Origin of the sequence: Rathayibacter sp. PhB152 (assembly GCF_003751395.1) — a bacterium.
GTDB lineage: Bacteria > Actinomycetota > Actinomycetes > Actinomycetales > Microbacteriaceae > Rathayibacter > Rathayibacter festucae.
On record NZ_RJUT01000001.1, the window covers coordinates 629,484 to 652,143 of the forward strand.

A 22,660-nucleotide genomic window follows, 5' to 3' on the forward strand; every position below is an offset into this window, starting at 1 on the left:
CGCGCCGGGGCGATCAACGTTAACGGGGTGCGGACGCTGTGCGTTCGATGACCGAGGAACATCCGTCGATCCTCGAGGGCTGGGTTCCCCGCCTCAAGAAGATGGCGCTCCGGCGGTCTTCCGGCGGGCGGCAGTCAGTCTGCTGGGGCGGGATCGGCGCCGTCGAGGTCCGCGAGGTCGAGGACGAAGCGGTAGCGGACGTCGTTCGCGGCGAGACGCTCCAGTGCGGTGCCCACCTGAGCGGAGGGCAGCACCTCGACGTCCGCCGTGATGCCGTGCTCGCCGCAGAAGGCGAGCAGCTCGCGGGTGCTGCGGGTGCCGCCGCTGCCGCCGGAGGTGAGGCTCTTGCGTCCGATCAGCAGGTCGGTGACGTCCACGGTGACCGGCGCGAGCATCCCGAGGACGCTCAGTGCGCCGTCCAGCGCGAGGACGTGCAGGTACGGTGCGAGGTCGTGCGGGGCCGAGACGGTGTCGAGGACGAGATCGAGGCGTCCGCGCTGCGCCGCCATCGCCTCCTCGTCCTGTGAGACGACGACCCGGGTGGCGCCGAGCGCGAGGGCGTCGGCGGTCTTCGCGGCGGAGGTCGTGAAGACCGTCACCTCGGCGCCGAGCGCCCGGGCGAGCTTCACGGCGAGGTGGCCGAGGCCGCCCAGCCCGACCACGCCGACCCGTGAGCCGGGGCCGACGGAGTGCGCGCGCAGCGGGTAGGCGAAGCGGTCGCGGACCACGTACTCGCGCGAGAACGCGCCGAGTGTGGTGCTGCCGTCGTGCCGGTCGGTGCCGCCGTAGGTCAGGGTCGGGAACTCTCGGCAGAAGTTCTCCTGCTCGGCCGTGCACATGTCGCACGCGCCGCAGGAGTCGACGATGTTGCCGACCGCGACGCGGTCGCCCGGGGAGAACGCCGTGACGGCCGCGCCGACGCCGAGCACTGCGCCGACGAACTCGTGACCCGGGACGAGCGGGCCGGGGTCGGCGGCGGGGTCGGCGGAGTGCGCGGAGTGTGCGGCGTGGGTCCGGAGGGCGTGCAGATCGCTGCGGCAGACGCCGCAGTAGTCGACGCGGACGGCGAGGTCGTCGGGGCGGAGGGCGCGCCGCTCGATGACGGCGGGCGCGAGGCCGCCCCCGGCGGTGGCCGCGTAGGCGGTGGTGCTGGTCATCGTGCGCTCGTTTCTACTAACCGGTTTGTTTTGTTGACGCTAGCACTGGCGAGCGTCGGAGAACAGACTGGTCGGTAGTCTCGAGGGATGGGAGCGACACCGGCCACCGGCAAGGGCGAGGCGACGCGCGCGCGGATCATGGCGGCGGCCACCGCCGAGTTCGCCCGCTACGGCATCGCCGGCGCGCGGGTGGACCGCATCGCGGCCGAGGCCCACAGCAACAAGGCGCAGCTGTACTCCTACTTCACCAGCAAGGAGCTGCTCTTCGACGCGGTCTTCGAGGCGTCGCTCGACCGGATCGTCGACGTCGTGCCGATCGACCCGACCGACCTCGGCGACTGGGCCGTCCGCCTCTACGACGAGTACCTGCGCCGCCCCGATCTGATTCGGCTCGCCACCTGGGCGCGCCTCGAGCGCCGCCCGGCCGGCCACCTCGTCGCCGACGACGAGGCGCGCGTGCGCGAGGAGGGCAAGCTCGAGGCGATCCGCGCCGCTCAGGCCGACGGCACGGTGGGCGTCGCGGCCGACCCGTTCGACGTGATGGCGCTGGTCATCGCGATGTCGATGGCCTGGTCGCCGGTGAGCAACGTCTACGCCGCCACGGCGGAGGAGGCCGCGTCGGAGCACGAGCGCCGGCGGACGCTGCTGCGCCAGGCGGTCGGCCGCGCGTTCCCGCCCGCCTGAGCGGGGGCGTCAGGCCGCGGCGACGCGCGCGGTGCCGGTACGGCGGGCGGCGGTGACACGGAGCAGGAGCGTCGCCACGAGCACGACGGCCGCAGCGATCAGCGCGGCGATGCCGGCGGGGATCGACACGAGCTCGCCGGAGAAGCGGCCGACCGCGACCCAGGCCAGGCCCCAGCAGAGCGACAGCATCGGAGCGATCCGGCCGCGTCCGGTGATGGCGATCAGCACGCCGATCAGTGCGGCGACGATCAGGACGACGATCGCCCAGGGTGCGGCGCCGGGCCCGTCGGCGCTGCCGATGCCCGCGCCGACGAGGCCGGCCGTGACGTTGGCGACCGTCGCGACGCAGACCCAGCCGAGGTAGAGGCCGAACGTGCCGTCGGTGAGGACCGCGTCGACGACGCCGCCGGTGCGGGTGCTGCGCAGGAGCATGAAGATCCGCGCGAGCACGGCGAGGAGCAGTGCGATCACCACGACGCTGAGCGCGAGCAGTCCGGCCTGCACGACCAGGATCCACGCCGCGTTCAGCAGGAGGCTCGCGGCGGCCCAGTAGCCGAGCCGGCGGTGGCGGGTGCGCGTGGTCTGCGACGGCAGGAACTGCCAAATCGCGTAGCCGAGGAGGCCGGCGTAGATGACGCTCCAGATCGCGAAGGCGGGTCCGTCGGGCGCGACCGGCGTCGAGGACGCGGACAGCGCACCGCCGGCGGCGTCCTGGATCTGCGTGCCGCCTGCTGCTCCCGAGCCGATGAACGAGCCGATCACCGCGAGCACGGCGCTGACGGCGACGGTCGACTGCCGGATCCGGTCCGCGCGGGTGGGGGATGTCGTGGCGGTCATGGCACTCCTCGATTAGTCAGCTGGCTGAGTAATGAGCGTAGCGTGCCGGGCGGTTCCGGCGCACGCGGCTTCCGGGCGCCGGCCCAGCCGCGCGGGGAGCGGGGCGTCGAGTTCCACCGTCTGGCGGGCCGGGTCTCGATACGCGCTGCGCGCTACTCGACCAGCATGTGCGGGCGCGTGCTGACGCGCGCTGCACGGGCTGCACGCGCTGCACGCGCTGCACGGGCTACACGCGCTGCACGCGCTGCACGCGCTGCACGGGCTGCACGCGCTGCACGCGCTGCACGGGCTGCACGCGCTGCACGGGCTGCACGGGCTGCACGGGCTGCACGGGCTGCACGGGCTGCACGCGCTGCACGCGCTGCATGCGCTGCGCGCGTCAGCATGCGCTGCACGGGCTGCACGCTGATGCTCCGTGTAAGCGCTGCATGCTGATCGAGTAGCCCGCGGAGCGGGCGTATCGAGATCCCCCACCGTCAGAACGGTGCTGGCACAGTGTCGAAGCGCGGCCCCGGCGGCGGGTCGGGCGGCCGTCCGGGGAGCGGCGGTGGCCGGTTGCTGATCCGCCGGCCGGTCGGGCTCGTCCAGACGATCGTTCCGTCGTCGTGTCTGACGTACGTCCACTGGTCCCCGTGCCGGATGTGGTGGTGGGACGTGCAGAGCGAGACGAGGTTCTCCAGGGAGGTCTCGCCGCCGTTGCGCCATTCGAGGGTGTGGTCGGCCTCGCTGGTGGCGGCGGGGCGGGTGCAGCCGGCGAAGCGGCAGGTCTGGTCCCGCAGCTGCAGGTGCAGGCGCATCTGCGGTGGCGGGACGCGGTGGGTGCGGCCGACGGAGACGACGGCGCCGGTCTCCGGATCGGTCAGGACGCGGGTGAAGGAGGCGGCCGTGCGGATCAGCTCGCGGGCGATCTCGGCGGGGACCGGGCCGTAGCCGTCGAGGTCCGCGGGAGCGTCGTCGAGGCCGACGGCGGTGGAGGCGGCGAGGGTCAGTCGGACCTCCGCGCGGATGCCGGGGATGAACGTCGGGTCGGGTCGGTGCTCTTCGTTCGGTGTCGTGCCGGCGATGTCGCCGTCGCAGAGCAGATCGACGGCCGCATCCGCGCTCAACTGCTGCAGGGTGCGTGGGTCGCCGTCGTCGCGGAGGGTGCGGGCGATGCGCCGCAGCCGGTCGTAGGCGCCCGTCACCGCCGGCGCGGGAGCGTGGACGCAGAGGGTCGCCATCCCGTCGACGTCCGGCGTGACCCAGACCGCGCGGTCCTCCCGGGCGCGAGCGTGCCGCTCGGCGAGGGGCTGCTCGTGCAGCTCCTCGCGCCAGCGGGGCAGGGCGCGGCGCAGCTGTGTGGTCGTCATCGTGAGGGCGGCGTCTGCGGCGAGCTCGTCGAGTGCCGCGCGGGAGTTCTCCGGGAGGCCGCTCGCGGTCTTGCAGATCGCTTCGCCGACCTCCCAGAGGATCCGGCCGTCGCGGAGCAACGCACGGGTGAGCGGCAGGTGCTCCACCAGCATCTGCGCGGTCTCGAGGCGTCGGCAGACGTCCCGCTCGGACACGCCGAGCGTCACCGCGAGCTCGGCGCGGATGGAGCGCTCGACGAGGTCGCGGGTCTCGCTGCGGGTCGCGCCGCGGGCGAAGGATTCCGGGACGGTGAGCGCGACGCGGCAGCCGCGGTGCATCCGTTCCGCGGCCCTCAGGCGCGTCGGGGATGCGGCGCGCTCGGCGGCCGCGGCGTCGGTGAAGCAGTCGCGCACCTCCGCGAGTGCTGCCGCATTCTCATCTTCAGACATACGCGTATTGAAGCAGGAGTCACCGACACTGAGGTCGGAACTACGGTCTGATCGGGGACAACATCGTCGGAACCCGAGTGTGGAGGAGGCTCGCTCCCGGATCGGTGGTGGTGGGTCTCGATACGCCGCAGGAGGCGGCTACTCGACCAGCATGAGTGGGCCGCAGGAGGCGGCTACTCGGCCGGCGTGAACGCGGCGTGTCGAGCGCTCGGTCGGAATGACGCGCCGAGCCTCTAGCGTTGGCGTGTGCCCCTCCGTCCGCCGTGCCCCCGACCGTGAGCGCGCTCGTCGCGCGGCTCGAGCGGCGGCAGGTCGCCGTGTACCTCGGCGCGATCGCCGCCGGCGCCGTGCTCGGGCTGCTGCTGCCCGCCGCGCTGCACCTGGAGGGTGCGATCGAGCCGGTGCTCGGGCTGCTGCTGTTCGCGACGTTCCTCGGCGTCCCGTTCGCGGCGCTCGGCCGCGCGCTGCGGGACGTCCGCTTCCTCGCCGCGGTCGGCGTCCTGAACTTCGTGGTCGTCCCGGTCGTCGCGTTCGGGCTGTCCCGCTTCGTCGCCGAGAGCCCGGCGCTGCTCTTCGGGGTGCTGCTGGTGCTGCTGACGCCCTGCATCGACTACGTGATCGTCTTCGCCGGCCTCGCGGGCGGCGCGTCCGACCGGCTGCTCGCCGCGGCACCGCTGCTGATGCTCGCGCAGCTCCTGCTCCTCCCTCTCTACCTCCTCCTGTTCCTCGGGCCGGAGGGCGTCGCCGTGGTCGAGGTGGCCCCGTTCGCGCGGGCGCTCCTGCTGCTGATCGTGCTGCCGCTCACCGCCGCCGCGCTCGTGCAGGCGCTCGGCCGCCGGCATCACGCGGGGCGGGTCGTCGAATCGACGATGCTCGGCCTGATGGTGCCGCTGATGGCGGCGACCCTCCTCGTCGTCGTCGCCTCGCAGATCGGCGCCGTCGGTGCCGCCGCCGGGAGGCTGCTCGTCCTCGTCCCCCTCTACGCCGCGTTCCTCGCGGTGATGGTCGCGGTCGGTCTCGGCGTCGCCCGGCTCGTCCGCCTCGACGTCCCCTCGTCCCGCGCGCTGGTGTTCAGCGGCGCCACCCGCAACTCCCTCGTGGTGCTGCCGCTCGCACTCGCGCTCCCCGCGCCGCTGGCACTCGCACCCGTGGTCGTCGTGACGCAGACCCTCGTCGAGCTGATCGGCATGGTCGTGCTCGTGCGGCTGGTCCCGCGCCTCGTCCCTCACCCCTCCACCCGCGACGCGCCCACCCCCGAGTAGGGCCCGGCGCCCGGATCCGCTTCCCCGGCGGTGCCGCCCCGATCTACGCTCGGCCCTGACCCCCGCCGAGAGGACCCCGCCGTGCCCGACCTGACCGCTCCCCCCGCGTCGCTCGCGCGCCGCACCCTCGTCGGAGCGGCCTGGGCCGCTCCCGTGATCGCGCTCGCCGTCTCCGCACCGTCCGCCGCGGCGAGCGGCACGCTCCCTCCGCTCGGCGCTCGCGCCGAAGGTCCCGCGGAGGACGTCGCGTCGGCCTCGACGGCGTATCGCGTCTACGCGACCAACACCGGCTCCGCCCCGCTCGAGGGCGGATCCGTGATCGTCGTCCTCCAGGATCCGGGAAGCGGCTACTCGTTCGCCGGCTTCAACGGACAGCAGTGGAGCTACGCCGACGGCTTCCCGGAGGGACGCATCGCCCTCCGCTACGACCCCGCGCTCGCGGCGGGCGAGGAGTCCGGCATCCTGCTGCTGCTGATCGCCAGCGACGATCGCACGCAGAGTCCGGTCCCCGTGGCGGACCTGGTCATCACCGCGCCGGGTTTCGACGTCGCGGTGCTGTCGCTGACGGTCCCGTACTGATCCGCCGCCGCACCTCCGACGTGTGAGCGCCCCGGGGCGACGATTGCCATCGATTGCACAAGATGAGGATTTTCTCATTCGGGGCAATCTTCATCAATCTTCGGCGATCGACCCGCTTGCCGTCAGTCGCCCGTGCAGTCAGTTGCCCGTGCAGAACACCCGGTCGGACCTGACCGACGCCGTGCTCTTCGCTCCGGTGCCGACGGAGCCCTCGGGGAGGGTCACCGTCGCGTTCAGGGTGAAGGCGCTGGTGATCGAGAGGGTGGTGCGCAGGCCCAGGGTGGAGCCCGCGGGCAGCGGACCGGTGAGGGTGACGAAGCGGGTGGTGCTGCTCGGGGAAGTGATCGTCGCGATGCTCGGGGTGGCCGTGAACACGCCGATGTTCGCGACGCCGCTGCCGACGATGGTGATCGTGGTCCCGACCGGCAGGTCGGCGGAGCCTGCGGTGAGCGTGAAGCCGGGGCCGAGGATCCCGGGACTGCCGCAGGTGCCGTTCAGGACGAAGGCTCCCACGTCGAGGCCGGACGCGGCGGCCGCGGGGGTGCCGACGGCGACGGCCACGACGGGCACGGTCCAGGCGGCGGCGGTGGTGACCGCCCGGCGGGAGACGCCACGGGGGGCGGGGCGGCCGGCGGGGCGGCTGGCGGGGGTGCGGACGTCGTTCATGGCGGCCTCTCGTGCGGCGGGGGAGGGGCTCCCGGGGGAAGAGGGCCCACGAGGGATCCTGGCAGGCGGCACGCCCCGCCGCGCAGTGCCGGCGCGCCCCCCGAGTGGGGCGGCGACGACTCCGGCCCGGACTAGCGCGGCTCGGTCGTCGCGGACTCCGCGCCGAGGAGGACGCGGAACATCCGGTCCAGCGGCTCGCGGAGATCCTCGTCGGCGGCGGAGGCGATCGGCTCCACGGCGGCGGAGGTGCGCATCACGGTGACGCCCATCATCGTGGCGATGGCGAGCTGGGCTCGGACCAGTACCGGGGCGGTCCGCGGGTCGTCCGGGCGCCAGCCCGCCGCGACGGCGAGCCGGCGGGTGAACTCCTCGAGGGTCTCCCGGCGGATCCGGTCCGCGGTCGAGTCGCCCGAGGAGCGCAGCAGGAGGAGGAGCTGCAGCGGGTCGTCGTTGTTCGGCGCGCGGAGGACGTGGCCGATCAGCCGCTGGACGATCGCGTCGAGATCCGCGGGGCCGTCAGGGGTCTCGGACTCCAGCTCGTCCGAGGTGCGGCGCATGCACGCCTCGAAGAGGCCGTCCTTGGAGACGAAGTAGCGGTTGATCAGGGCCACGTTCACTCCGGCGTCGGCGGCGATGTGCCGCACCGTGGTCGCGCGGTAGCCGTCGGTCGCGAACCGGCGCCGCGCGGCCCGGATCAGCGCGCGCTTCGTCGCCTCCGCGTCCCGGCCCGGGCGGACGAGCTCGTCGTCGGCGTCGCAGCCGGAGACCGCTGCGCCGATGTCCTCGCTGTCAGTGCTCATGTCCCACTCCCGTCGACCAACCTAGCCGAGGACAAGTAAACACGTGTTGACAGGCGTGCCGCGCTGGCTACACTCGACAAGTCAGCATCTGTTTACAAGCCGCTCACCAGCCTAGGAGACGCATGTCCACCACCAGCCAGCCCGCCGCGACGGGCTCGGTGCCGACCGGAGTCCCGCCCGAGAGCGCTGCGCCGCAGCGGAAGCCGCGCGGCACCGCGATCGTGCTCTACCTCTCGCTCGGCGGTCTCTCGTTCGCCGTCCTGCAGTCGCTGGTCGCCCCCGCCCTGGGCACGATCGGGCAGGACCTCGGCGTGGCCACGAGCGACGCGAGCTGGGTGCTGACGGCCTACCTGCTCTCCGCCTCGGTGCTCACGCCGATCCTCGGTCGCCTCGGCGACATGGTCGGCAAACGCAAGGTGCTGATCGTGGTGCTGTCGCTGCTGCTGGTCGGCACGGTCGTCGCCGCGATCGCGCCGAACCTCGGCGTCCTCATCGTCGGACGCGTCCTGCAGGGCGCGGCCGGCGCGGTGATGCCGCTGTCGATCGGCATCGTCCGCGACGAGCTGCCCCGGGAGCGCGTCAGCGTCACCATCGGGCTGCTGTCCGCCATCTTCGGCATCGGCGCCGGAGTCGGCATCGTGGCCGCGGGCCCGATCGTCGAGGCGCTCTCCTGGCACTGGCTGTTCTGGCTGCCCGCCGTGCTGGTCGCCGTCGCCCTCCTCGGAGCGGTCTTCGGGATGCCGGAATCGCCCGTGCGCACGCCGGGCAAGCTCGACCTCGTCGGCACGACGATCCTCTCGATCGGCCTCGTCGCGCTCCTCCTCGCCATCAGCGAGGGCCAGAACTGGGGCTGGGACGACGCGAAGACGATCGGCCTGCTCGTGCTCGGCGCGGTCGCCCTCGTCGCCTTCGTGCTGGTCGAGCTGCGCGTCTCCGAGCCGCTGATCGACGTCCGCCTCTTCCGGCACCGCGGGGTGTGGACCGCGCACATCGTCGCGCTCGCCTTCGGCTTCGCGATGTTCGGCACCTTCATCCTCGTGCCGACCCTGCTCCAGCTGCCCACGGTGCTGGGCTACGGCTTCGGCAAGTCGGTCAGCGAAGCGGGCCTGTTCCTGCTGCCGACGGTCGTCGCCATGGTCGTCTCCGGCGTCGTCGCGGGGGCGATGATCCGCCGCGTCGGGCCGAAGATCCCGATGATCACCGGAGGCGTCGCCGTCGCGATCGCGTTCGTCCTCCCCGCGCTCGGCCACGGCGAGGAGTGGCAGATCCTCGTGTCCGGCGTGCTCACCGGCATCGGCATCGGCATGGCCCTCGCGGCCACCTCCAACGCGATCGTCGAGAGCGTCCCCGCCGCCCAGACCGGCGAGGCCATCAGCGCGAACACCGTCCTGCGCACCATCGGCAGCAGCATCGGCACCGCGGTCATCGCCGCGCTGATCTCCTCCAGCGTCACTCCGCAGGGCGCCCCGACGGACGAGGCGTTCACCGTCGGCTTCTGGGCCTCGGCCGGAGTCGGAGCGCTCGCGATCGTCGCCGCGCTGCTCGCGCCGTCCCTGCGCGCGCGACGCCGCGAGGCCGCGGCCGCCGGTGTGGACGACATCGAGGAGCTCGGAACCGCTTCCTGATCGGACCGCGGCCGCTCGGCGCGTCCGCCGGTGCTCGCTCGGGACGCCGGCGGCTGTCGCTGCCGTCCGGGATCTGCGAGGCTGCCCGGATGGCATCGGAGCAGAGCGGCCCGCCGGTCTTCGCGGACCCGCGCCGGCTGGGTGCGGTCGTCGGCCTGGCCGGCGCGGTCGTCTTCGCGTTCTCGTACTCGCCCGCGGAGCCCGTCGCGCTCGTCGCCCGCGTCCTCGTCGCCGCGGCCGTCGCCGCCGCACTCTGGTTCCTCTTCGTCCGGCCGCGCCCGCTCGGGTCCTTCGCGCCGCCGAAGCCCGCCCGGCTCGCCGTCTACGGCGCCTGCGTCGTCGCTGAGTTCGCGCTCATCGCCGTCGGCAGCCGCGCCCTCGAGGCGGCGGGTCGCGGCGAGCTGCGCCCGGCGCTCATCGCGCTCGTGGTCGGGCTGCACTTCCTCCCGTTCGCGTGGGCGTTCTCCGAGCGGATGTTCGCGCTGCTCGGCGGCGCGCTGGTCGTGCTCGGCGGGATCGGGCTGCTCGTCGGCAGCGGCGACGCGGCCGTGCTGGCGGCGGTCGCGTCGGGAGTCGCGATGGCGCTGCTCCTACTCGTGTACGCCCTCGGCGCGTTCGCTCCGCGGAGCCGGGCGCCGCGGGGCCGGGCGCCGCGGAGCTGAGCCCACCCGTTCCCCGCTGTCTGAGATCCTTCTCATAGACTCGACCGCAGTGCGGGATGAACGTCTCGCTCCTCCGCTCCGTACCCCCTGTGACGGGCCGCCCGGCCGGTCGGGACAGGAGGCGCCGATGGCACTCGCGGCGCTGACGATGCCGACGACGATCGGGCCGACCGCGATCGGGCCGACGATCAGCGGGCTGCAGACGACCGGGCCGACGACGACGAGGCGACGAGGGGACCGCACCGCGATGACGCAGCCCGACCCGCGCCCGGCGCCCGTGCCCGCCGCCGGACCCGCCGCCCCGCCTCTCGATCCCCCGCCGCTCGATCCCCCGCCCGGCGACTCCTCGCCCCTCGATCTCACCGCGGCGTTCGACGAGCACGGGTCCGCCCTGCTCGGCTTCGCCGTCAACGCCCTGCGCGACCGCGGTCTCGCCGAGGACTGCGTGCAGGAGACCTTCCTGCGCGCCTGGCGCTCGCGCGAGCGCTACGCCGCGGAGCGTGCGAGCCCGCGCACGTGGCTGTTCGCGATCGCCCGCAACGTGGTCGTCGACGCGCACCGCTCCCTGCAGCGGCTGCCGCGGATCGTGCCGGCCGAGGTGCTCGACGACGTCCCCGGCGACGACGTCGATCCCCTCGTGTCGCTGATGATGGTCGAGGCTCTCGCCCGGCTCTCGCCCGAGCACCGGCAGGTCGTCGTCGCGATCCACCTCCGCGGCGAGAGCTACGCCGAGGTCTCCGCGGCCACCGGGGTCGCGGTCGCGACGCTCCGGACCCGCACGTTCTACGCTCTCAAGGCGCTCCGCACGCATCTCGCGGCGCCCGACCCGACTCCGGAGGACCGATCGTGACCAGCAGTGGCGGACCCGGCACCGGCGGACCCGGCGACGGTGGACCCGGCAGCGGTGGCCCGGACGAGGGCGGCCGTCGCGAGGAGCTGATCGCCGCGGCCCTCGCCGGCGAGCTGTCGCCCGGGGAGGCCGCCGAGCTCGACCGCCTGCGGGCCGAGGACCAGAGCGTGGACGAGGAGCTGGCCTCCTTCGGCGCCGTGCTCTCCGGGCTGGGCGGGGTCGGCCGCTGGGAGGAGCCGGAGCCCTCGGCGGACCTGCGCGCGCGGGTCGCGGCGCTCGCCGGCCCGGCGCCGGTGGCCCTCCCGGATGCCCGCGATGCGGAGGAGCGGGGTGCGCCGAAGCGTCCCGCGCGCGGTCGCCGGATCGCGCTCGGCGTGACCGCCGCGGCCGCCTGCGTCGCGCTCGGCGCCGTCGGCGGTCTCGCCCTGCAATCGCTCGGCGACCGACCGCCAGAGGGCGGACCGGGCACGCTCGGCGCCGTCGAGCCGATCGCGTTCGCCGAGGACCCGGCCCTCGACATCGACGCCGAGCTCGTCGCGCACACCTGGGGCACCGAGACGATCCTGCGCGGCAGCGGCTTCGCCGTCGGCGAGAGCTACGAGGTCGTCCTCGTCACGGCGACGGGCGTGCGGCTGCCCTCCGGTTCCTTCCTCGGCAGCACCGCCGAGCTCGACTGCGCGATGAACGCGGCCGTGCTGCGCGCCTCCGTCGCCTCGATCGAGATCACCGACGAGAGCGGCGGCGCCGTCGCGGTCGCCGAGCTGCCGGTCGTCGAGAGCTGACGAGCCCGCTCGAGTGCCCTGGCGCTGATGGGACTCGATCGGGCGGAGCGTTGCGACTCCCCGGTCAGTCGATGGAAGAGTTGACGCATCCAGAAGACGACGCCTCGAGCGCGCCGACTGTGCAGAGCGAGTGGAGACGACATGGTCGATGGGACAGAGCCGATCACGGGCCCGTACGAGCCCTTCCCGAGCTTCCCGGAGTGGGAGGGACGCCGCGCCGACGTCCACCTGGTGAACGACTTCGGCGAGATGCTGACGGCCGATCGTGCGGAGAGCTCACCTGAGCTCTGGAGCCGGATGCTCGACATCACCAACAAGTGGGCGGCGGTGGACACCGGCGCGATCGAGAACCTGTACGAGGTGGATCGCGGATTCACGTACACCGTCGCCGCGACGACCGTCGCGTGGGCGCGGATCCCGCAGGAGAAGGGCGAGGCGGTCGCACGGGTCATCGCGGACCAGCTCGCCGGCTACGAGCACGTCCTCGATGCCGCCACGGCGAACGTCCCGATCAGCGAGTACTGGATCCGAGGGCTGCACGAGGTGCTCTGCCGTTCGCAGGACACCTACCGGGTCCTCACCTCGGTCGGCTGGCAGGAGCGCCCGCTCCAGACCGGCGCGTACAAGAAGGATCCGAACAACCCGCTGAACCTCGCGTCGAACCACTTTCACAGCTACGCCTCGCCGGCGGACGTCGTCCCGGAGATGGAGCGATTCGTCGCAGAGTTGCGATCGGCGGAGTTCCTCGAGGCGCCGGCCGTGATCCAAGCGGCCTATGCGCACTACGCCTTCGTCTGCATCCATCCCTTTCCGGACGGGAACGGGCGGGTGTCGCGCGCTCTCGCCTCCGTCTTCCTCTACCGGGCGTACGGGGTACCGATCGTGATCTTCGCCGACCAGAAGGCGCGCTACCTCGATGCTCTCGAGGCGGCGGACGCGAAGCGCGGAGAGCAGTTCACGGTCTTCTTCCGCGACTGCGTGATCGACACGATCAACCTGATCCGAGCCGAGCTGGAGACGGCGCGCACGCCCGAGCTCGCGGATCAGCTCTCCGCCTTCGAGGTCCTCCTCACGGGCCGCGGCGGGCTGGAGCACGAGGTCCTCGACGAGGTGGCGGACCGGCTCACAGGGCTGGTGTCCGACGAGGTGCAGTCCGCGCGGGACTCGACAGTTCTGCGGTCGTCTCTCTCGCTCTCCGCGGTCAATGGCGAGGTGTCGTATCGGGTCCAGGAGGGCTATCGGCGGAGTCGGTCTGCATTCACGAAAGCATTGCGGCTCGAAAGCGCCCGGCCTGCGATTGCGGAGGCGGAGCGCGGCTTCTCCGTGCAGATCGCACGCCCTGACACCGATGGCGCGGACTTCATCGTCGTCGACGAGCAGGGCCGCCTCCTCCTGCACGTCTTCCTCCGCGAGGTCTACCCGGTGATCTCGGAAGGGTTGAGGATCCGGGTGCGGGCGATGGTCGAGGCGGCGCTCAGAAGACTGCTGGCGGAGGTCGCAGCCGCAGCGGAGCAGGCACTCCGGGACGCGGGATACGGCCGCTGAGAGAGCTGGTAGTGACGCGGCTCGGGATGACGCCGGCGGCTCAGCGCCGCGGCACCGGCACCAGCCGGGTCAGCCGGCCGATCAGCCACTCCAGCGGCCCGATGCCGACGAAGCGCCACCACAGCACCGCGACCGCCCACACTCCCAGCACCAGGAGGAGGGCCGCGCCGGGAGTGTCGGCGACGTAGCCGAGGCCCTGGGTCGCGAAGGCGGCGACCACCGCCACCTGCAGCACGTACACCGAGAGCGCGAGCGAGCCGACGGCGCGGAACGGCGTGAGCACCGCCGCGATCACGGTGCTCGCCGGCCGCCGCCGGACCGTCGCGAGCAGCACCACGGCGACGTAGGCGGCGAGCACCAGGCCGAGGTCGTGCAGCGTGTCCGGGTGGCTGCCCGAGACGGATTCGAGGCCGATCAGCCGGTCGAGCGCCGGCCGCACCGGGTAAGCCAGCACCGCGACGACGGCGAGCACGGCGAGCAGGCGGTCGCGCCGGAAGCCGTGCCGCAGCAGCAGCGCGCCGAGCAGGAGGAACGGGAGCAGGTTCGTCAGGCGGTAGTGCGGATCGACGAAGCTCCACTGCAGCAGGAATCCGACGGGCGTCCGCGCGTAGAGGACCGCCGGGTCCACCGACGCCGCGACCAGCGCGTTCAGCGGAGCACCCGCCACGAGCACGACGGCGGCGACGATCGCGACGAGGCGGCTGCGCAGGAGCAGGATCGGCGTCCCGAGCGCGAGCGTGAGCCCGAGGTGCGGCAGCACGATCGCGATCCAGCTGCCCCAGCCGCCCAGCCAGACGCCGAGCGCGACGAGCACGGCCCCGCGGATCAGGTTCTGCACGACGACCCGCCCGCCGGAGGCGCCGGGCCGCGCGAGGACCAGAGCCGCCGACATCCCCATCACCAGGGCGAACAGCGGCGACGCGAGGTCGTTGATGTTCCCCGCCGCGAAGCCGGCCGCTCCGTCGCGCAGACTCGGCAGGAGCGGCATCGCGTGCGCGATCAGCATCGCCAGGATGGCGACCCCGCGGAGGACGTCGGGCACGAGGACCCGGTCCGGCTGCAGCCGGGGTGCGAGGGTCGCGGCGCGCGGAACGGTCGTGGTCGCATCCATGGGGGAGAGGCTACGGCGTGGCCGCCCGCGCCCGCGCGCCGTCGCGCGCCGGGGCGCCCCCACCTCGCGCCACACGACGCTCGCGGTGCGTCCCTGGCTCCGCCCGCGGCACCTCGGGCTCGTGAAACGCGGTCCGGCTCGTCGAATTCGGCGGGTTCCGCGTGCCGAGGATGTTCTCGCGTGCCGGAGATGCCCGGCGGGCGCCGACGTCCGCGTCGGTCGCACCTCGGGCTCGTGAAACGCGGTCCGGCTCGTCGGATCTGGCGGTTTCCGCGTGCCGGAGGCGTTCTCGCGTGCCGGAGCCGTCTGTCGGCCGAGCGCGCCGCTCCCCTCACGCCTCCGGCACGTGAATCGCGGCTCGGCTCGTCGGATCCGACGGTTCTCGCGTGCCGGAGACGGTTCCGCGTGCCGGAGGTGCCCCGGCAAGCCGGCACTGCGGACGGGTCATGAGGTTCCTGCGAGCCCGAGCCGAGCGAGCGCGCCGGGCGGGCGCGGGCGGCATGCTGGAGGGATGACCGACGCCACCACGCCCGCCGCGCCGTCCGAGCGCCGCGCCCGCCCGTCCCGCCCGCAGCTCGTGCTGACCGTGCTGCGCACCGAGCGGCTCACCGAGCACTTCGTGCGCGTGCACCTCGGCGGCGAGGGCTTCGACGCCTTCGTCGAGGCCGCGGATCCCGACCGGCTCGCCGCCACCGACCGCTACGTCAAGCTGCTGCTCGCCCCGCCCGGAGTCGCGCTCGAGCCGCCGCACGACCTCGACGCCCTGCGCGCCCGCCTCGCCCCCGAGGAGCTCCCGGTGCGCCGGACCTACACGATCCGCTCCGTCGATCTCGAGGCGCGCAGCCTCGCGATCGACTTCGTCCTGCACGGCGACGAGGGAGTGGCCGGACCCTGGGCCGCCTCCGCGCGCCCCGGCGACCGCCTCGAGATGTCGGCCCCGGGCGGCGCCTGGATGCCCCGCGCGGACGCCGCGAACCTCCTGCTCGGCGACGAGTCGGCGCTGCCGGCGATCGCGGCGGCCCTGGAGGCGATGCCCGCCGAGGCCCGCGGCACGGCGCTGATCGAGGTGCACGGCGCCGAGGACGAGCTGCCGCTGACCGTCCCCGCGGGCGTCGAGGTGCGCTGGCTGCACCGCGGCGACGAGGAGGCGGGCCAGGCGCTGACCGCCGCCGTCGCGGAGCTCACCCGCCCGGCCGGCGCCGTCGAGGTCTTCGCCCACGGCGAGCGGACGGCGATGAAGCGGCTCCGCGCGATCCTCCAGGACGACTGGGGCGTCGAGCGCGCGGCGCTCTCGCTCTCGGCCTACTGGGCACTCGGCCGCGCCGAGGACCGCTTCCAGGCGGAGAAGCGCGAGCCGGTGGGCGCGATCTTCGCCGACTGACGGCGACTCCGACTGACGGCGACTCCGGCTGACGGCGACTCCGTCACCCGCGGACGACGAAGGGCCCCTGCACTGCGCAGGGGCCCTCCGGCGTTCAGGCGGTGATCACTCCGGGCGTCAGACCCGCTTCAGGAGGATCGGAGCGCTCGTCGTGGCGTTGCCCGCCGCGTCGACGGCCTTCGCCGTCACCGAGTAGGTGCCCTTGGGGAACACCGCGGTGTTGACCGTGAGGTACCAGTTGCCGTCCGACGCCTTCACGGCGTCGCCCAGCTTGGTGGTGCCGACCCAGTACGTGACTCCGGTCACGGCGGTGTCGTCCGCGGCGGTCGCCATCAGGCTGACGACTCCGGTGACCGACGAGCCGGAGCCCGGCGAGACGATCGCGACGGTCGGCGCCGTGCGATCGACCGGGGCGGGCGTGGCCGTCGGGGTCGGAGTCGCGGTCGGCGTCAGCGTCGCGGTCGGCGTCGGCGTGGCGGTCGGCGTCGGGGTCGCGGTCGGGGTGGCGGTGGCCGTCGGAGTCGCGGTCGGCGTCGCCGTCGGTGTCGCCGTCGGGGTGGCCGTCGCGGTCGGCGTGGCCGTCGGCGTGGCGGTCGGCGTGGCGGTCGGCGACGGAGCGGTCACTCCGCCGAACTGGTCGGCGCCGGCGGTGCGGGAGCCCATGACCTGGCCGTCGATGTCGGTGCGGGCCGACGTGGTCGATCCCCATCCGGCGATCTGGGTCCCGGTCGCGGACAGCACGTGCAGGTCGCCGGTGGCCACCGAGGCGAGCGCCGGAGCGCCCTGGACGTTGCCCTGCTGGTTGAGCAGCGACGGCGTCTTGCAGAGCTTGGTGTTCCAGTTCTCGACGATGGTGTTCGTCATCGGGCTGGTGCAGGAGGAGAGGTAGCTGACGATGTTGCGGTCGAAGACCGTGTTCTTCGCCCCGCCGACCCGCAGCGCGCCCGACTCGAAGGTGTTGTTGCGGATGTAGATGCCGTCGGCGGAGGCCTCGCGGAAGTCCGCGGACGAGCCGCCGCGGCAGTCGCTGGTGATCGCGATGCAGCCGGAGACGAAGTTCGACTCCACGGTGATGTCGGTCATGCCGTCGCCGCCGCCGGGGGAGAAGATGATGCCCGCGTTGTAGCAGTTCATCAGCGTGTTGCCGCGGAGGGTGACGTCGTTGCTCTCGAAGACCTGGATGCAGTCGGCGTGCAGGCCGTTGTCGATGTTCTGGTCGAAGTTGCGGACCAGGTTGTTCTCGATCAGCCCGTTGTCCGTGCCGCCCACCTGGATGCCGTCCATCGACGAGCCGTTCTCGAAGAGCGAGTCGCGGACGACGACGTTCGCGCTGCGCACGAAGATGCCGGCGCCGTCGATGTGCATCCGGTTCACCGTGATGCCCGAGCCGTAGGTGTAGAAGGTGCTCTTGGAGAAGATGTCGTTCCACACGGTGTTGGGCGTGTAGACCTTCGTCGAGCCGAGCACGGGCGAGGCGCCCGGGGCCGGCTGGACGACGACGGGAGCGGCGACGGTCGCCTTCCCGCCCTTGAGGGTGGTCGTCGGGTAGGTGCCGGCGGTGAGCAGCACGGTGTCGCCGGCGGCGGCGTTCTGGACGGCGGTGGTCAGGGCGCAGGGAGCGGCTGCGGAGCAGACCGTTCCCGTGCCGTTGGGCGAGGCGTAGCGGTTCGCCGCCGCGAAGCTGGGCGCGGCCGCGAAGAACGCGGCGATCACGACCAGCAGGGCGGCGAGAGTCGCGCTGAGCGTTCGAGTCATGGGCGTGGTGTCCAATCGGGGAAGGTGTGAGCGGGGACTCGGGGCTGGGAGAGGAGAAGGGAGAAGACGAGGGGAGGCCGCACCGGGCCTCGGCGGTGCGCGCCGGGCGAACCGGGGACGACTCCGTACACTGGGCGCGGCGGGAGCGTCCCCGGCGGCCGAGCACCACCGATGCACGTGCCGCCCAGCTCGCGCCCTGACGGACGGATGCGGCGACGGGCCGCCTCCGCCATCGATGAGCACGGCTCCGCGACGGGGCCGGGAACGGGATCGCTGTGAGCGGAGTAGGTTCGCGAGTCCGGACGGTGCTGGGCGGGCTGCGCAAGCGCACCGCCCCGCTGCTGAAGAGCCCGGCGGTGCTCTCGCTCGGCGCGCGCGGCGTCTTCCTCGACGCTCCGCGCCTGCGCAGCGCCCGCCGCTCCGGCGGGGCCAGTGGTGCTCAGGGTCGCGCGATCCTGATCGCGCCCCCCGGCGCCGGCAACATCGGCGACGCCGCGCTGGTCGGCGCGTTCCTGGAGAACGTGGCCGGGCCGATCACCGTGATCACCCGCTACAAGGGCGACTTCCGCATCCCGGCCGAGCAGGCCGACCGCGTCGAGATCGTCTCGCTGGGCACCCTGCTCTACGGCGGACTGCCGAGCTTCGTCCGCGACCTGCGCCGCTTCCGGGCCATGCTGCCCGGCGCCGCGTCGGTCTCGATCGTCGGCGCCGACATCATGGACGGCGCCTACAACTTCCGCGCCTCGACCAGCCGTGCGCTCGTCGCCCGCAGCGCCGCGTCGGCCGGCGTGGACACCCGCGTCCTCGGCTTCAGCTGGAACGGCAAGGCGCACCCCGGTGCCCTCGCGCAGCTCCGCGACGCGGACCGTGCCGGCACGACCCTCTTCCTCCGCGACCCGCTCTCGGTCGAGCGCGCCCGCCGCGACGGCCTGGACGCGAAGGCCTCGGCGGACATCGTCTTCTCGGCGCGCTCCGTCGACCAGGGCCGCGCGAGCACCGAGCTCGCCGCGCTGGACACGACCGGCGGCATCGCGATCGTCAACGTCTCCGGTCTGATCGACACCGACCAGACCGGCGCCTACGTGGAGATCATCGGCGGCCTGCGCGCCCGCGGCCTCGCGGTCGTGCTGCTCCCGCACGTCATCAAGCACGGACCGGACGACCTCGCGGCCTGCCGGAAGGTCTACGCGGCCCTGCCGGACACGACCGGCGTCGCCTTCGTCGAGGACGTCCTCACCCCGGCGGAGGTGCGCGGCTTCACCGAGCGCGCGACCGTCACCGTCACCGGCCGGATGCACCTGGCGATCATGTCCCTGATGAAGGGCGTCCCCGCGATCACGCTCGCCACCCAGGGCAAGGTCGAGGGCCTGATGGCGATGTTCGAGCTGCCGTACCTCTGCGTCGAGCCGGGTGCCGGACTCGCGGGCCGCGTGGGCGACGCCCTCGAGCGCGTCCTCTCCGACCGCGACAGCGTCTCGGCCGCCATCCTCGCGAAGCTGCCCGCCGTGCAGGAGCTCAGCGCCGCGAACTTCGCCGGCCTGCCGCGCGCCTGAGCGGCGCGGGCGGGCTGTCGCGGGGGTCGTCGGCACGGGCGTCCTTCCGGGCGTCGAGGGCGGAGGAGCGGCTCGCGCCCTGACCGCGGCACTGCGGTGGGGGAGTCGCTCGAGAGCTCGGCCGGAGGAGTCCGGCGCGTCTGCTGCGACCCTAGGCGGGGCGTTCGAACGCCTGTTCGCAATGAACCTTCCTCCGGACGGGGGTTCCCGTTCAGGGGGCGCACTCCGGCTCGACGCGCCGCCGGTCCGTCCGATCCCGCCCCGGACGGGTGACGCGGGCCTCGGGTGCTGCCCCGAGCGCGAAGACGCGTTCGGCTCGCGGAACCGCGTCGGGCTCGCGGGACTGTCCGGATCCGGCGTGCCGAGGCGGGTTCTGCGTGCCGGAGGTGGCTGCGGGCGGCGGCGCGGGCGCGTTCGGCTCGCGAAAGTGCGTCCGGCTCGCGGAACCGCGCACGTTCTGCGTGCCGGAGCCTGTTCCACGAGCCGAGGATGCGGGCTGCCGGACTCGGCGCCGTCAGACCAGGCGCCTCCCGCTGAAGCGGTCGATCGGGGCGTCGCGGCGCATCGCCTGCTCGTACATGCGGTGGAACGGCTCGGTCAGCACGCCGTTGGAGCGGTCGAGGGCGTCCTGCCAGGCGACGATGTCGCCGAGCTGCGCCGCCAGGTCGGCCCGCAGCGCCGCCTCGTCCACGGTCGTCGACTCGCCGCCCGCGACGACGACCCGCCCGGCGACGATCACGGTGTCGATCGACGAGCCGTTCTCGGAGTAGACCAGCTGGTTCTCCAGGCGCTGGCGCGGGGTGAAGGCGAGCGTCTCGAGGTCGAAGAGCACGAGGTCGGCCTGCTTGCCCACCTCGATGCTGCCGGTGACGTCGCCGAGGACGGCGCTGCGCGCGCCGCCGATCGTGCCCGCGGTCAGCACCTCCGCCACCGTCGGCCAGGACGACAGGTCCGGATCGGTCACCTTGTGCAGCAGCGCCGCCGCCTTGATCACGTCGAGCATCCGCGGGGAGTCGCTGCTCGAGCAGCCGTCGGTGCCGAGTCCGAGGTTCACCCCCGCGTCGTGCAGTGCCCGCCACGGGGCGATGCCCGAGCCGAGCTTGAGGTTCGAGATCGGGTTGTGCGAGACGGAGGTGCCCGCCGCCGCGATCGACGCCATGTCGGAGTCGGTCAGCCAGATCCCGTGCGCGAAGGTCGTGTTCGCGGAGAGAGCGCCGATCCCGGCCATGTACTCGACCAGCGTCGAGCCGTGGAACTCCTCCCCGGTCACCAGCTGCGTCTTGGTCTCGAGGACGTGGATGTGGCACTCCGCGTCGTGCTCGAGCGCCAGCTCCGTCGCCCCGACCAGCAGGTCGGCGCCCACGCGCTGCGGGGCCGAGGGCGCGACCATGTAGCGCAGCCGTCCGCCGCCCCGCCCGTGCTGGGTGGCGAAGGCGGTGCGACTGAAGTCGAGGTAGCCCTCGGTGGTCGGCCGGGCCGCCCCGCGGACCGAGTCGAGCAGCTCGGCCGGCAGGTGCTCCTCGAGGAACGGCATGGTCTCGAAGAACGGCTTGCTGATCACGTGGCCGGAAATGTTCGCCCGGATGCCGATCTCGTCGTAGGCGTCGAACACCGCCGCCAGCTGCGCCGCGTCCTGGTCCGGGTTCTCGAGCACGTCGTCGACGAGCGTCGTGACGCCCGCCTTCAGCGACTCGAGCGCGAACAGCGACGAGCGCAGCCGGATCAGGTCCGGAGCGACGCGGCTGTCGCCGAGGATCGGATACGACAGCAGCATCCACAGCTCGAGCGGCAGGTTGTCGTAGCGCCCCTTGTAGAGGTACTCCCACGAGTGGGTGTGCGCGTTGACGAAGCCCGGCGTCACGAGGCGGTCGCGCCCGTCGAGGATCTCGTCGCCCGGCTCGGGCTCGAGCCCCGGGCCGATCGCCGTGATCACGTCGTCGACGATCCGGATGCTCGCCGTGATCGGGACGGCGCCCGAGACGGGGTCCATGGTGATGACGGCGGCGTCGGTGATGAGGAGGGGCATGGCGGTTCCGTTCGTGATGCGGTGGTGCGGGAACAGGGTGGAGCGGGAGCGGATGGTGCGGGAGAAGAGGAGCGGGCGGAGTGACGGGGCCGGCTACCCGAGGACGGGCTCGGACTCGCGCGCGGCCGGCTCCAGGGCCTCGCGCTTCCGCACCCAGGACGCGGCGTCGCCGCGGCCGAGCAGCAGGTAGGCGAGCCCCGCCGAGACGCCGCCGGCCAGCCAGGAGACGTCGACGCCGCCGAGCGCGGTCGCGGCCGGCCCCTGCAGCGCGGGCACGGAGCCGTTCATGAACAGCCAGGTCAGCGTCGCGCCGATCGCGAAGGAGAGCAGCGCGCGCCAGCGGACGTCCGGCAGCAGCGGCGAGCCGACCGGCGCGAAGAGGTGCCCGAACGAGCGCACCCGCGGCTCGAACACCGTGTAGTGCACCAGCACGATCGCGCCCCACGGAGCGACCCAGCCGACCAGGCCGACGAGCCAGGCGTCCAGCGTCGTCGCCAGGTCGTCCTGGAAGACGAAGAAGACGGAGGCCGCGAAGGCGAGCACGCCGACGATCAGGCTGAGCGCGCGGCGGCCGAGGCGGATGTCGAGCGCCTGGGTGGCCATCCCGAAGGAGTAGATGTTGAGCACGTTGGTCGCGATCGGCCCGTGCACCACGAGCAGCAGCACCGGGATCGCGAGGGCGCCGAAGTTCTCCACGATCAGCTGTCCGGGGTCGACCGAGCCGTTCTTCGTCGCGAGCGTCGCGCCGAGGACGCCCAGCCAGACGACAGGCACGAACTGGCCGAGCACGCTGGCGAAGTAGAGCTTCCGGCGCGAGGCGCGGGGGCTGACGAAGCGGGAGTAGTCGCCCGCGTAGGCGAGCCAGGTCAGGCCCCAGCCGATGCCGATCGCGGTCATCACGATCGACATCGCCGCGATCCGGTCGCCGCCGGTGAGGGCGCCCTCGGCCGGGCCGGCGTAGGACCAGTCGATGTCGAGGAAGAACCAGGCGACGATCGACATCACGGCCAGCACCAGCAGCGTCGGCGGCACGGTCCAGCGCTCGAACGCGGCGATGGCTTTATAGCCGAGGAACGAGATCGCGACCTGGATCGCCATGATCACCGCAGCGACCGCGACCTTCCAGCCGATGTTGGCCGCCTCCGGATCGACGAGGCCGACGGAGCCGAGCAGCGCGATCACCAGGTCGAGCACGATCCAGGTGTTGATCGCGCACCAGCCGATCACCACCACGGCCTGGATCACGGCGGGTGCGTAGTTGCCGCGCCGCCCGAAGACGGCCCGGCCGACGAGCATCCCGGTCGCGCCGGTGCGCTGGCCGAGCAGCACGAAGAAGCCGAAGACGGCCATGCCGACGACGTTGCCGAGCACGAGGACGGTGATCGTGTCCCAGAGGCCGAGGCCCATGTTCACGCCCAGCGCGCCGAGGACCCAGTTGATCGGGGCGATGTTGGCGCCTGCCCAGATCCAGAACTGGCCGTCGAGGCGCGCGTTGCGGCGGCTCTCGGGGAGCGGGGTCAGCGCGTCCTCGGTGTCGGTCGTGCCGTGCAGGGTGTCGGAGCTCATGGGTGGATCCTCTCGAAGCGTGAGGTGGAGCGGGGAGGCGG

Annotated in this window: 20 protein-coding genes; 10 read left to right on the forward strand and 10 right to left on the reverse strand. The window is 73.1% G+C overall.

Annotated features, from left to right (window positions below; all coding sequences use genetic code 11):
• Nucleotides 1–134 precede the first annotated feature (134 nt).
• On the reverse strand, nucleotides 135–1,157 hold the full coding sequence (locus EDF36_RS02755; RefSeq protein WP_123731796.1) for an NAD(P)-dependent alcohol dehydrogenase: 1,023 nt from the start codon (nucleotides 1,155–1,157) through the stop codon (nucleotides 135–137).
• A gap of 87 nt (nucleotides 1,158–1,244) precedes the next feature.
• Here EDF36_RS02755 and EDF36_RS02760 point away from each other — a divergent pair, with 87 nt between their 5' ends.
• The gene (locus EDF36_RS02760) at nucleotides 1,245–1,841 is read left to right on the forward strand and encodes a TetR family transcriptional regulator (RefSeq protein WP_123731797.1); all 597 of its coding nucleotides are present in this window, start codon (nucleotides 1,245–1,247) and stop codon (nucleotides 1,839–1,841) included.
• Between the two features lie 9 nt (nucleotides 1,842–1,850).
• On the opposite strand, the gene EDF36_RS02765 is transcribed toward EDF36_RS02760, so the two are convergent.
• The 3 genes from EDF36_RS02765 to EDF36_RS02770 form a co-directional block, all read right to left on the reverse strand.
• Nucleotides 1,851–2,678, reverse strand: coding sequence for a tryptophan-rich sensory protein (locus tag EDF36_RS02765; RefSeq protein ID WP_123731798.1), 828 nt, complete (start codon nucleotides 2,676–2,678; stop codon nucleotides 1,851–1,853).
• A gap of 226 nt (nucleotides 2,679–2,904) precedes the next feature.
• Nucleotides 2,905–3,045 carry a hypothetical protein gene (locus tag EDF36_RS21115; protein ID WP_185020340.1) on the reverse strand — a complete coding sequence of 47 codons (141 nt, stop codon included), beginning with the start codon at nucleotides 3,043–3,045 and terminating at the stop codon, nucleotides 2,905–2,907.
• A 109-nt stretch (nucleotides 3,046–3,154) separates the two neighbouring features.
• Nucleotides 3,155–4,456: an HNH endonuclease signature motif containing protein gene (locus EDF36_RS02770; RefSeq protein ID WP_123731799.1), complete on the reverse strand. Its 1,302-nt coding sequence runs from the start codon at nucleotides 4,454–4,456 to the stop codon at nucleotides 3,155–3,157.
• A 275-nt stretch (nucleotides 4,457–4,731) separates the two neighbouring features.
• Between EDF36_RS02770 and EDF36_RS02775 the strand changes: the two genes are divergently transcribed.
• Both EDF36_RS02775 and EDF36_RS02780 read left to right on the forward strand, forming a co-directional pair.
• Entirely contained in the window at nucleotides 4,732–5,718 is a 987-nt protein-coding gene (locus EDF36_RS02775; RefSeq protein WP_123731939.1) for a bile acid:sodium symporter, read from the forward strand.
• 81 nt (nucleotides 5,719–5,799) lie between these two features.
• A complete protein-coding gene (locus EDF36_RS02780) occupies nucleotides 5,800–6,297 on the forward strand; it encodes a hypothetical protein (protein ID WP_123731800.1) in 498 nt (165 codons plus the stop codon).
• A 138-nt stretch (nucleotides 6,298–6,435) separates the two neighbouring features.
• On the opposite strand, the gene EDF36_RS02785 is transcribed toward EDF36_RS02780, so the two are convergent.
• Nucleotides 6,436–6,963, reverse strand: coding sequence for a hypothetical protein (locus EDF36_RS02785; protein WP_123705690.1), 528 nt, complete (start codon nucleotides 6,961–6,963; stop codon nucleotides 6,436–6,438).
• A gap of 131 nt (nucleotides 6,964–7,094) precedes the next feature.
• A complete protein-coding gene (locus EDF36_RS02790) occupies nucleotides 7,095–7,763 on the reverse strand; it encodes a TetR/AcrR family transcriptional regulator (RefSeq protein ID WP_123731801.1) in 669 nt (222 codons plus the stop codon).
• A gap of 122 nt (nucleotides 7,764–7,885) precedes the next feature.
• Here EDF36_RS02790 and EDF36_RS02795 point away from each other — a divergent pair, with 122 nt between their 5' ends.
• From EDF36_RS02795 to EDF36_RS02815, 5 genes are all read left to right on the forward strand, one after another.
• Nucleotides 7,886–9,388 carry an MFS transporter gene (locus tag EDF36_RS02795; RefSeq protein ID WP_123705688.1) on the forward strand — a complete coding sequence of 501 codons (1,503 nt, stop codon included), beginning with the start codon at nucleotides 7,886–7,888 and terminating at the stop codon, nucleotides 9,386–9,388.
• An 89-nt stretch (nucleotides 9,389–9,477) separates the two neighbouring features.
• Complete coding sequence (locus EDF36_RS02800; protein ID WP_123731802.1) at nucleotides 9,478–10,050, forward strand: DUF7010 family protein; 573 nt, start codon at nucleotides 9,478–9,480, stop codon at nucleotides 10,048–10,050.
• A 127-nt stretch (nucleotides 10,051–10,177) separates the two neighbouring features.
• Complete coding sequence (locus EDF36_RS02805) at nucleotides 10,178–10,900, forward strand: sigma-70 family RNA polymerase sigma factor (RefSeq protein WP_260300491.1); 723 nt, start codon at nucleotides 10,178–10,180, stop codon at nucleotides 10,898–10,900.
• On the forward strand, nucleotides 10,897–11,682 hold the full coding sequence (locus EDF36_RS02810) for a hypothetical protein (protein ID WP_123731803.1): 786 nt from the start codon (nucleotides 10,897–10,899) through the stop codon (nucleotides 11,680–11,682). Before EDF36_RS02805 ends, EDF36_RS02810 begins: the two co-directional genes overlap by 4 nt.
• 141 nt (nucleotides 11,683–11,823) lie before the next feature.
• Nucleotides 11,824–13,227 (forward strand): Fic family protein, encoded by a 1,404-nt coding sequence (locus EDF36_RS02815; protein ID WP_123731804.1) that lies wholly within the window; start codon nucleotides 11,824–11,826, stop codon nucleotides 13,225–13,227.
• A gap of 40 nt (nucleotides 13,228–13,267) precedes the next feature.
• Here the strand turns inward: EDF36_RS02815 and EDF36_RS02820 are convergent, their stop codons facing one another.
• Entirely contained in the window at nucleotides 13,268–14,338 is a 1,071-nt protein-coding gene (locus EDF36_RS02820; RefSeq protein WP_123731805.1) for a DUF418 domain-containing protein, read from the reverse strand.
• A gap of 511 nt (nucleotides 14,339–14,849) precedes the next feature.
• Here EDF36_RS02820 and EDF36_RS02825 point away from each other — a divergent pair.
• Complete coding sequence (locus EDF36_RS02825) at nucleotides 14,850–15,719, forward strand: siderophore-interacting protein (RefSeq protein ID WP_123731806.1); 870 nt, start codon at nucleotides 14,850–14,852, stop codon at nucleotides 15,717–15,719.
• 117 nt (nucleotides 15,720–15,836) lie between these two features.
• On the opposite strand, the gene EDF36_RS02830 is transcribed toward EDF36_RS02825, so the two are convergent.
• A complete protein-coding gene (locus EDF36_RS02830) occupies nucleotides 15,837–17,474 on the reverse strand; it encodes an Ig-like domain-containing protein (RefSeq protein WP_123731807.1) in 1,638 nt (545 codons plus the stop codon).
• A gap of 305 nt (nucleotides 17,475–17,779) precedes the next feature.
• Here EDF36_RS02830 and EDF36_RS02835 point away from each other — a divergent pair, with 305 nt between their 5' ends.
• Nucleotides 17,780–19,027, forward strand: a complete 1,248-nt coding sequence (locus tag EDF36_RS02835) for a polysaccharide pyruvyl transferase family protein (RefSeq protein ID WP_123731808.1) — start codon at nucleotides 17,780–17,782, stop codon at nucleotides 19,025–19,027.
• A 514-nt stretch (nucleotides 19,028–19,541) separates the two neighbouring features.
• Here the strand turns inward: EDF36_RS02835 and EDF36_RS02840 are convergent.
• Complete coding sequence (locus EDF36_RS02840) at nucleotides 19,542–21,053, reverse strand: amidohydrolase family protein (RefSeq protein ID WP_123731809.1); 1,512 nt, start codon at nucleotides 21,051–21,053, stop codon at nucleotides 19,542–19,544.
• 93 nt (nucleotides 21,054–21,146) lie between these two features.
• Complete coding sequence (locus EDF36_RS02845) at nucleotides 21,147–22,619, reverse strand: cytosine permease (protein WP_123705679.1); 1,473 nt, start codon at nucleotides 22,617–22,619, stop codon at nucleotides 21,147–21,149.
• Nucleotides 22,620–22,660 lie beyond the last annotated feature (41 nt).

What these genes read in the sequence shown, in the direction of transcription:
- EDF36_RS02755 (WP_123731796.1), bottom strand. Translation starts at nt 1,157, where the DNA reads ATGACCAGCACCACCGCCTACGCGGCCACCGCCGGGGGCGGCCTCGCG.
- EDF36_RS02760 (WP_123731797.1), top strand. Translation starts at nt 1,245, where the DNA reads ATGGGAGCGACACCGGCCACCGGCAAGGGCGAGGCGACGCGCGCGCGG.
- EDF36_RS02765 (WP_123731798.1), bottom strand. Translation starts at nt 2,678, where the DNA reads ATGACCGCCACGACATCCCCCACCCGCGCGGACCGGATCCGGCAGTCG.
- EDF36_RS21115 (WP_185020340.1), bottom strand. Translation starts at nt 3,045, where the DNA reads ATGCAGCGCGTGCAGCGCGTGCAGCCCGTGCAGCCCGTGCAGCCCGTG.
- EDF36_RS02770 (WP_123731799.1), bottom strand. Translation starts at nt 4,456, where the DNA reads ATGTCTGAAGATGAGAATGCGGCAGCACTCGCGGAGGTGCGCGACTGC.
- EDF36_RS02785 (WP_123705690.1), bottom strand. Translation starts at nt 6,963, where the DNA reads ATGAACGACGTCCGCACCCCCGCCAGCCGCCCCGCCGGCCGCCCCGCC.
- EDF36_RS02790 (WP_123731801.1), bottom strand. Translation starts at nt 7,763, where the DNA reads ATGAGCACTGACAGCGAGGACATCGGCGCAGCGGTCTCCGGCTGCGAC.
- EDF36_RS02795 (WP_123705688.1), top strand. Translation starts at nt 7,886, where the DNA reads ATGTCCACCACCAGCCAGCCCGCCGCGACGGGCTCGGTGCCGACCGGA.
- EDF36_RS02800 (WP_123731802.1), top strand. Translation starts at nt 9,478, where the DNA reads ATGGCATCGGAGCAGAGCGGCCCGCCGGTCTTCGCGGACCCGCGCCGG.
- EDF36_RS02805 (WP_260300491.1), top strand. Translation starts at nt 10,178, where the DNA reads ATGGCACTCGCGGCGCTGACGATGCCGACGACGATCGGGCCGACCGCG.
- EDF36_RS02815 (WP_123731804.1), top strand. Translation starts at nt 11,824, where the DNA reads ATGGTCGATGGGACAGAGCCGATCACGGGCCCGTACGAGCCCTTCCCG.
- EDF36_RS02820 (WP_123731805.1), bottom strand. Translation starts at nt 14,338, where the DNA reads ATGGATGCGACCACGACCGTTCCGCGCGCCGCGACCCTCGCACCCCGG.
- EDF36_RS02825 (WP_123731806.1), top strand. Translation starts at nt 14,850, where the DNA reads ATGACCGACGCCACCACGCCCGCCGCGCCGTCCGAGCGCCGCGCCCGC.
- EDF36_RS02830 (WP_123731807.1), bottom strand. Translation starts at nt 17,474, where the DNA reads ATGACTCGAACGCTCAGCGCGACTCTCGCCGCCCTGCTGGTCGTGATC.
- EDF36_RS02840 (WP_123731809.1), bottom strand. Translation starts at nt 21,053, where the DNA reads ATGCCCCTCCTCATCACCGACGCCGCCGTCATCACCATGGACCCCGTC.
- EDF36_RS02845 (WP_123705679.1), bottom strand. Translation starts at nt 22,619, where the DNA reads ATGAGCTCCGACACCCTGCACGGCACGACCGACACCGAGGACGCGCTG.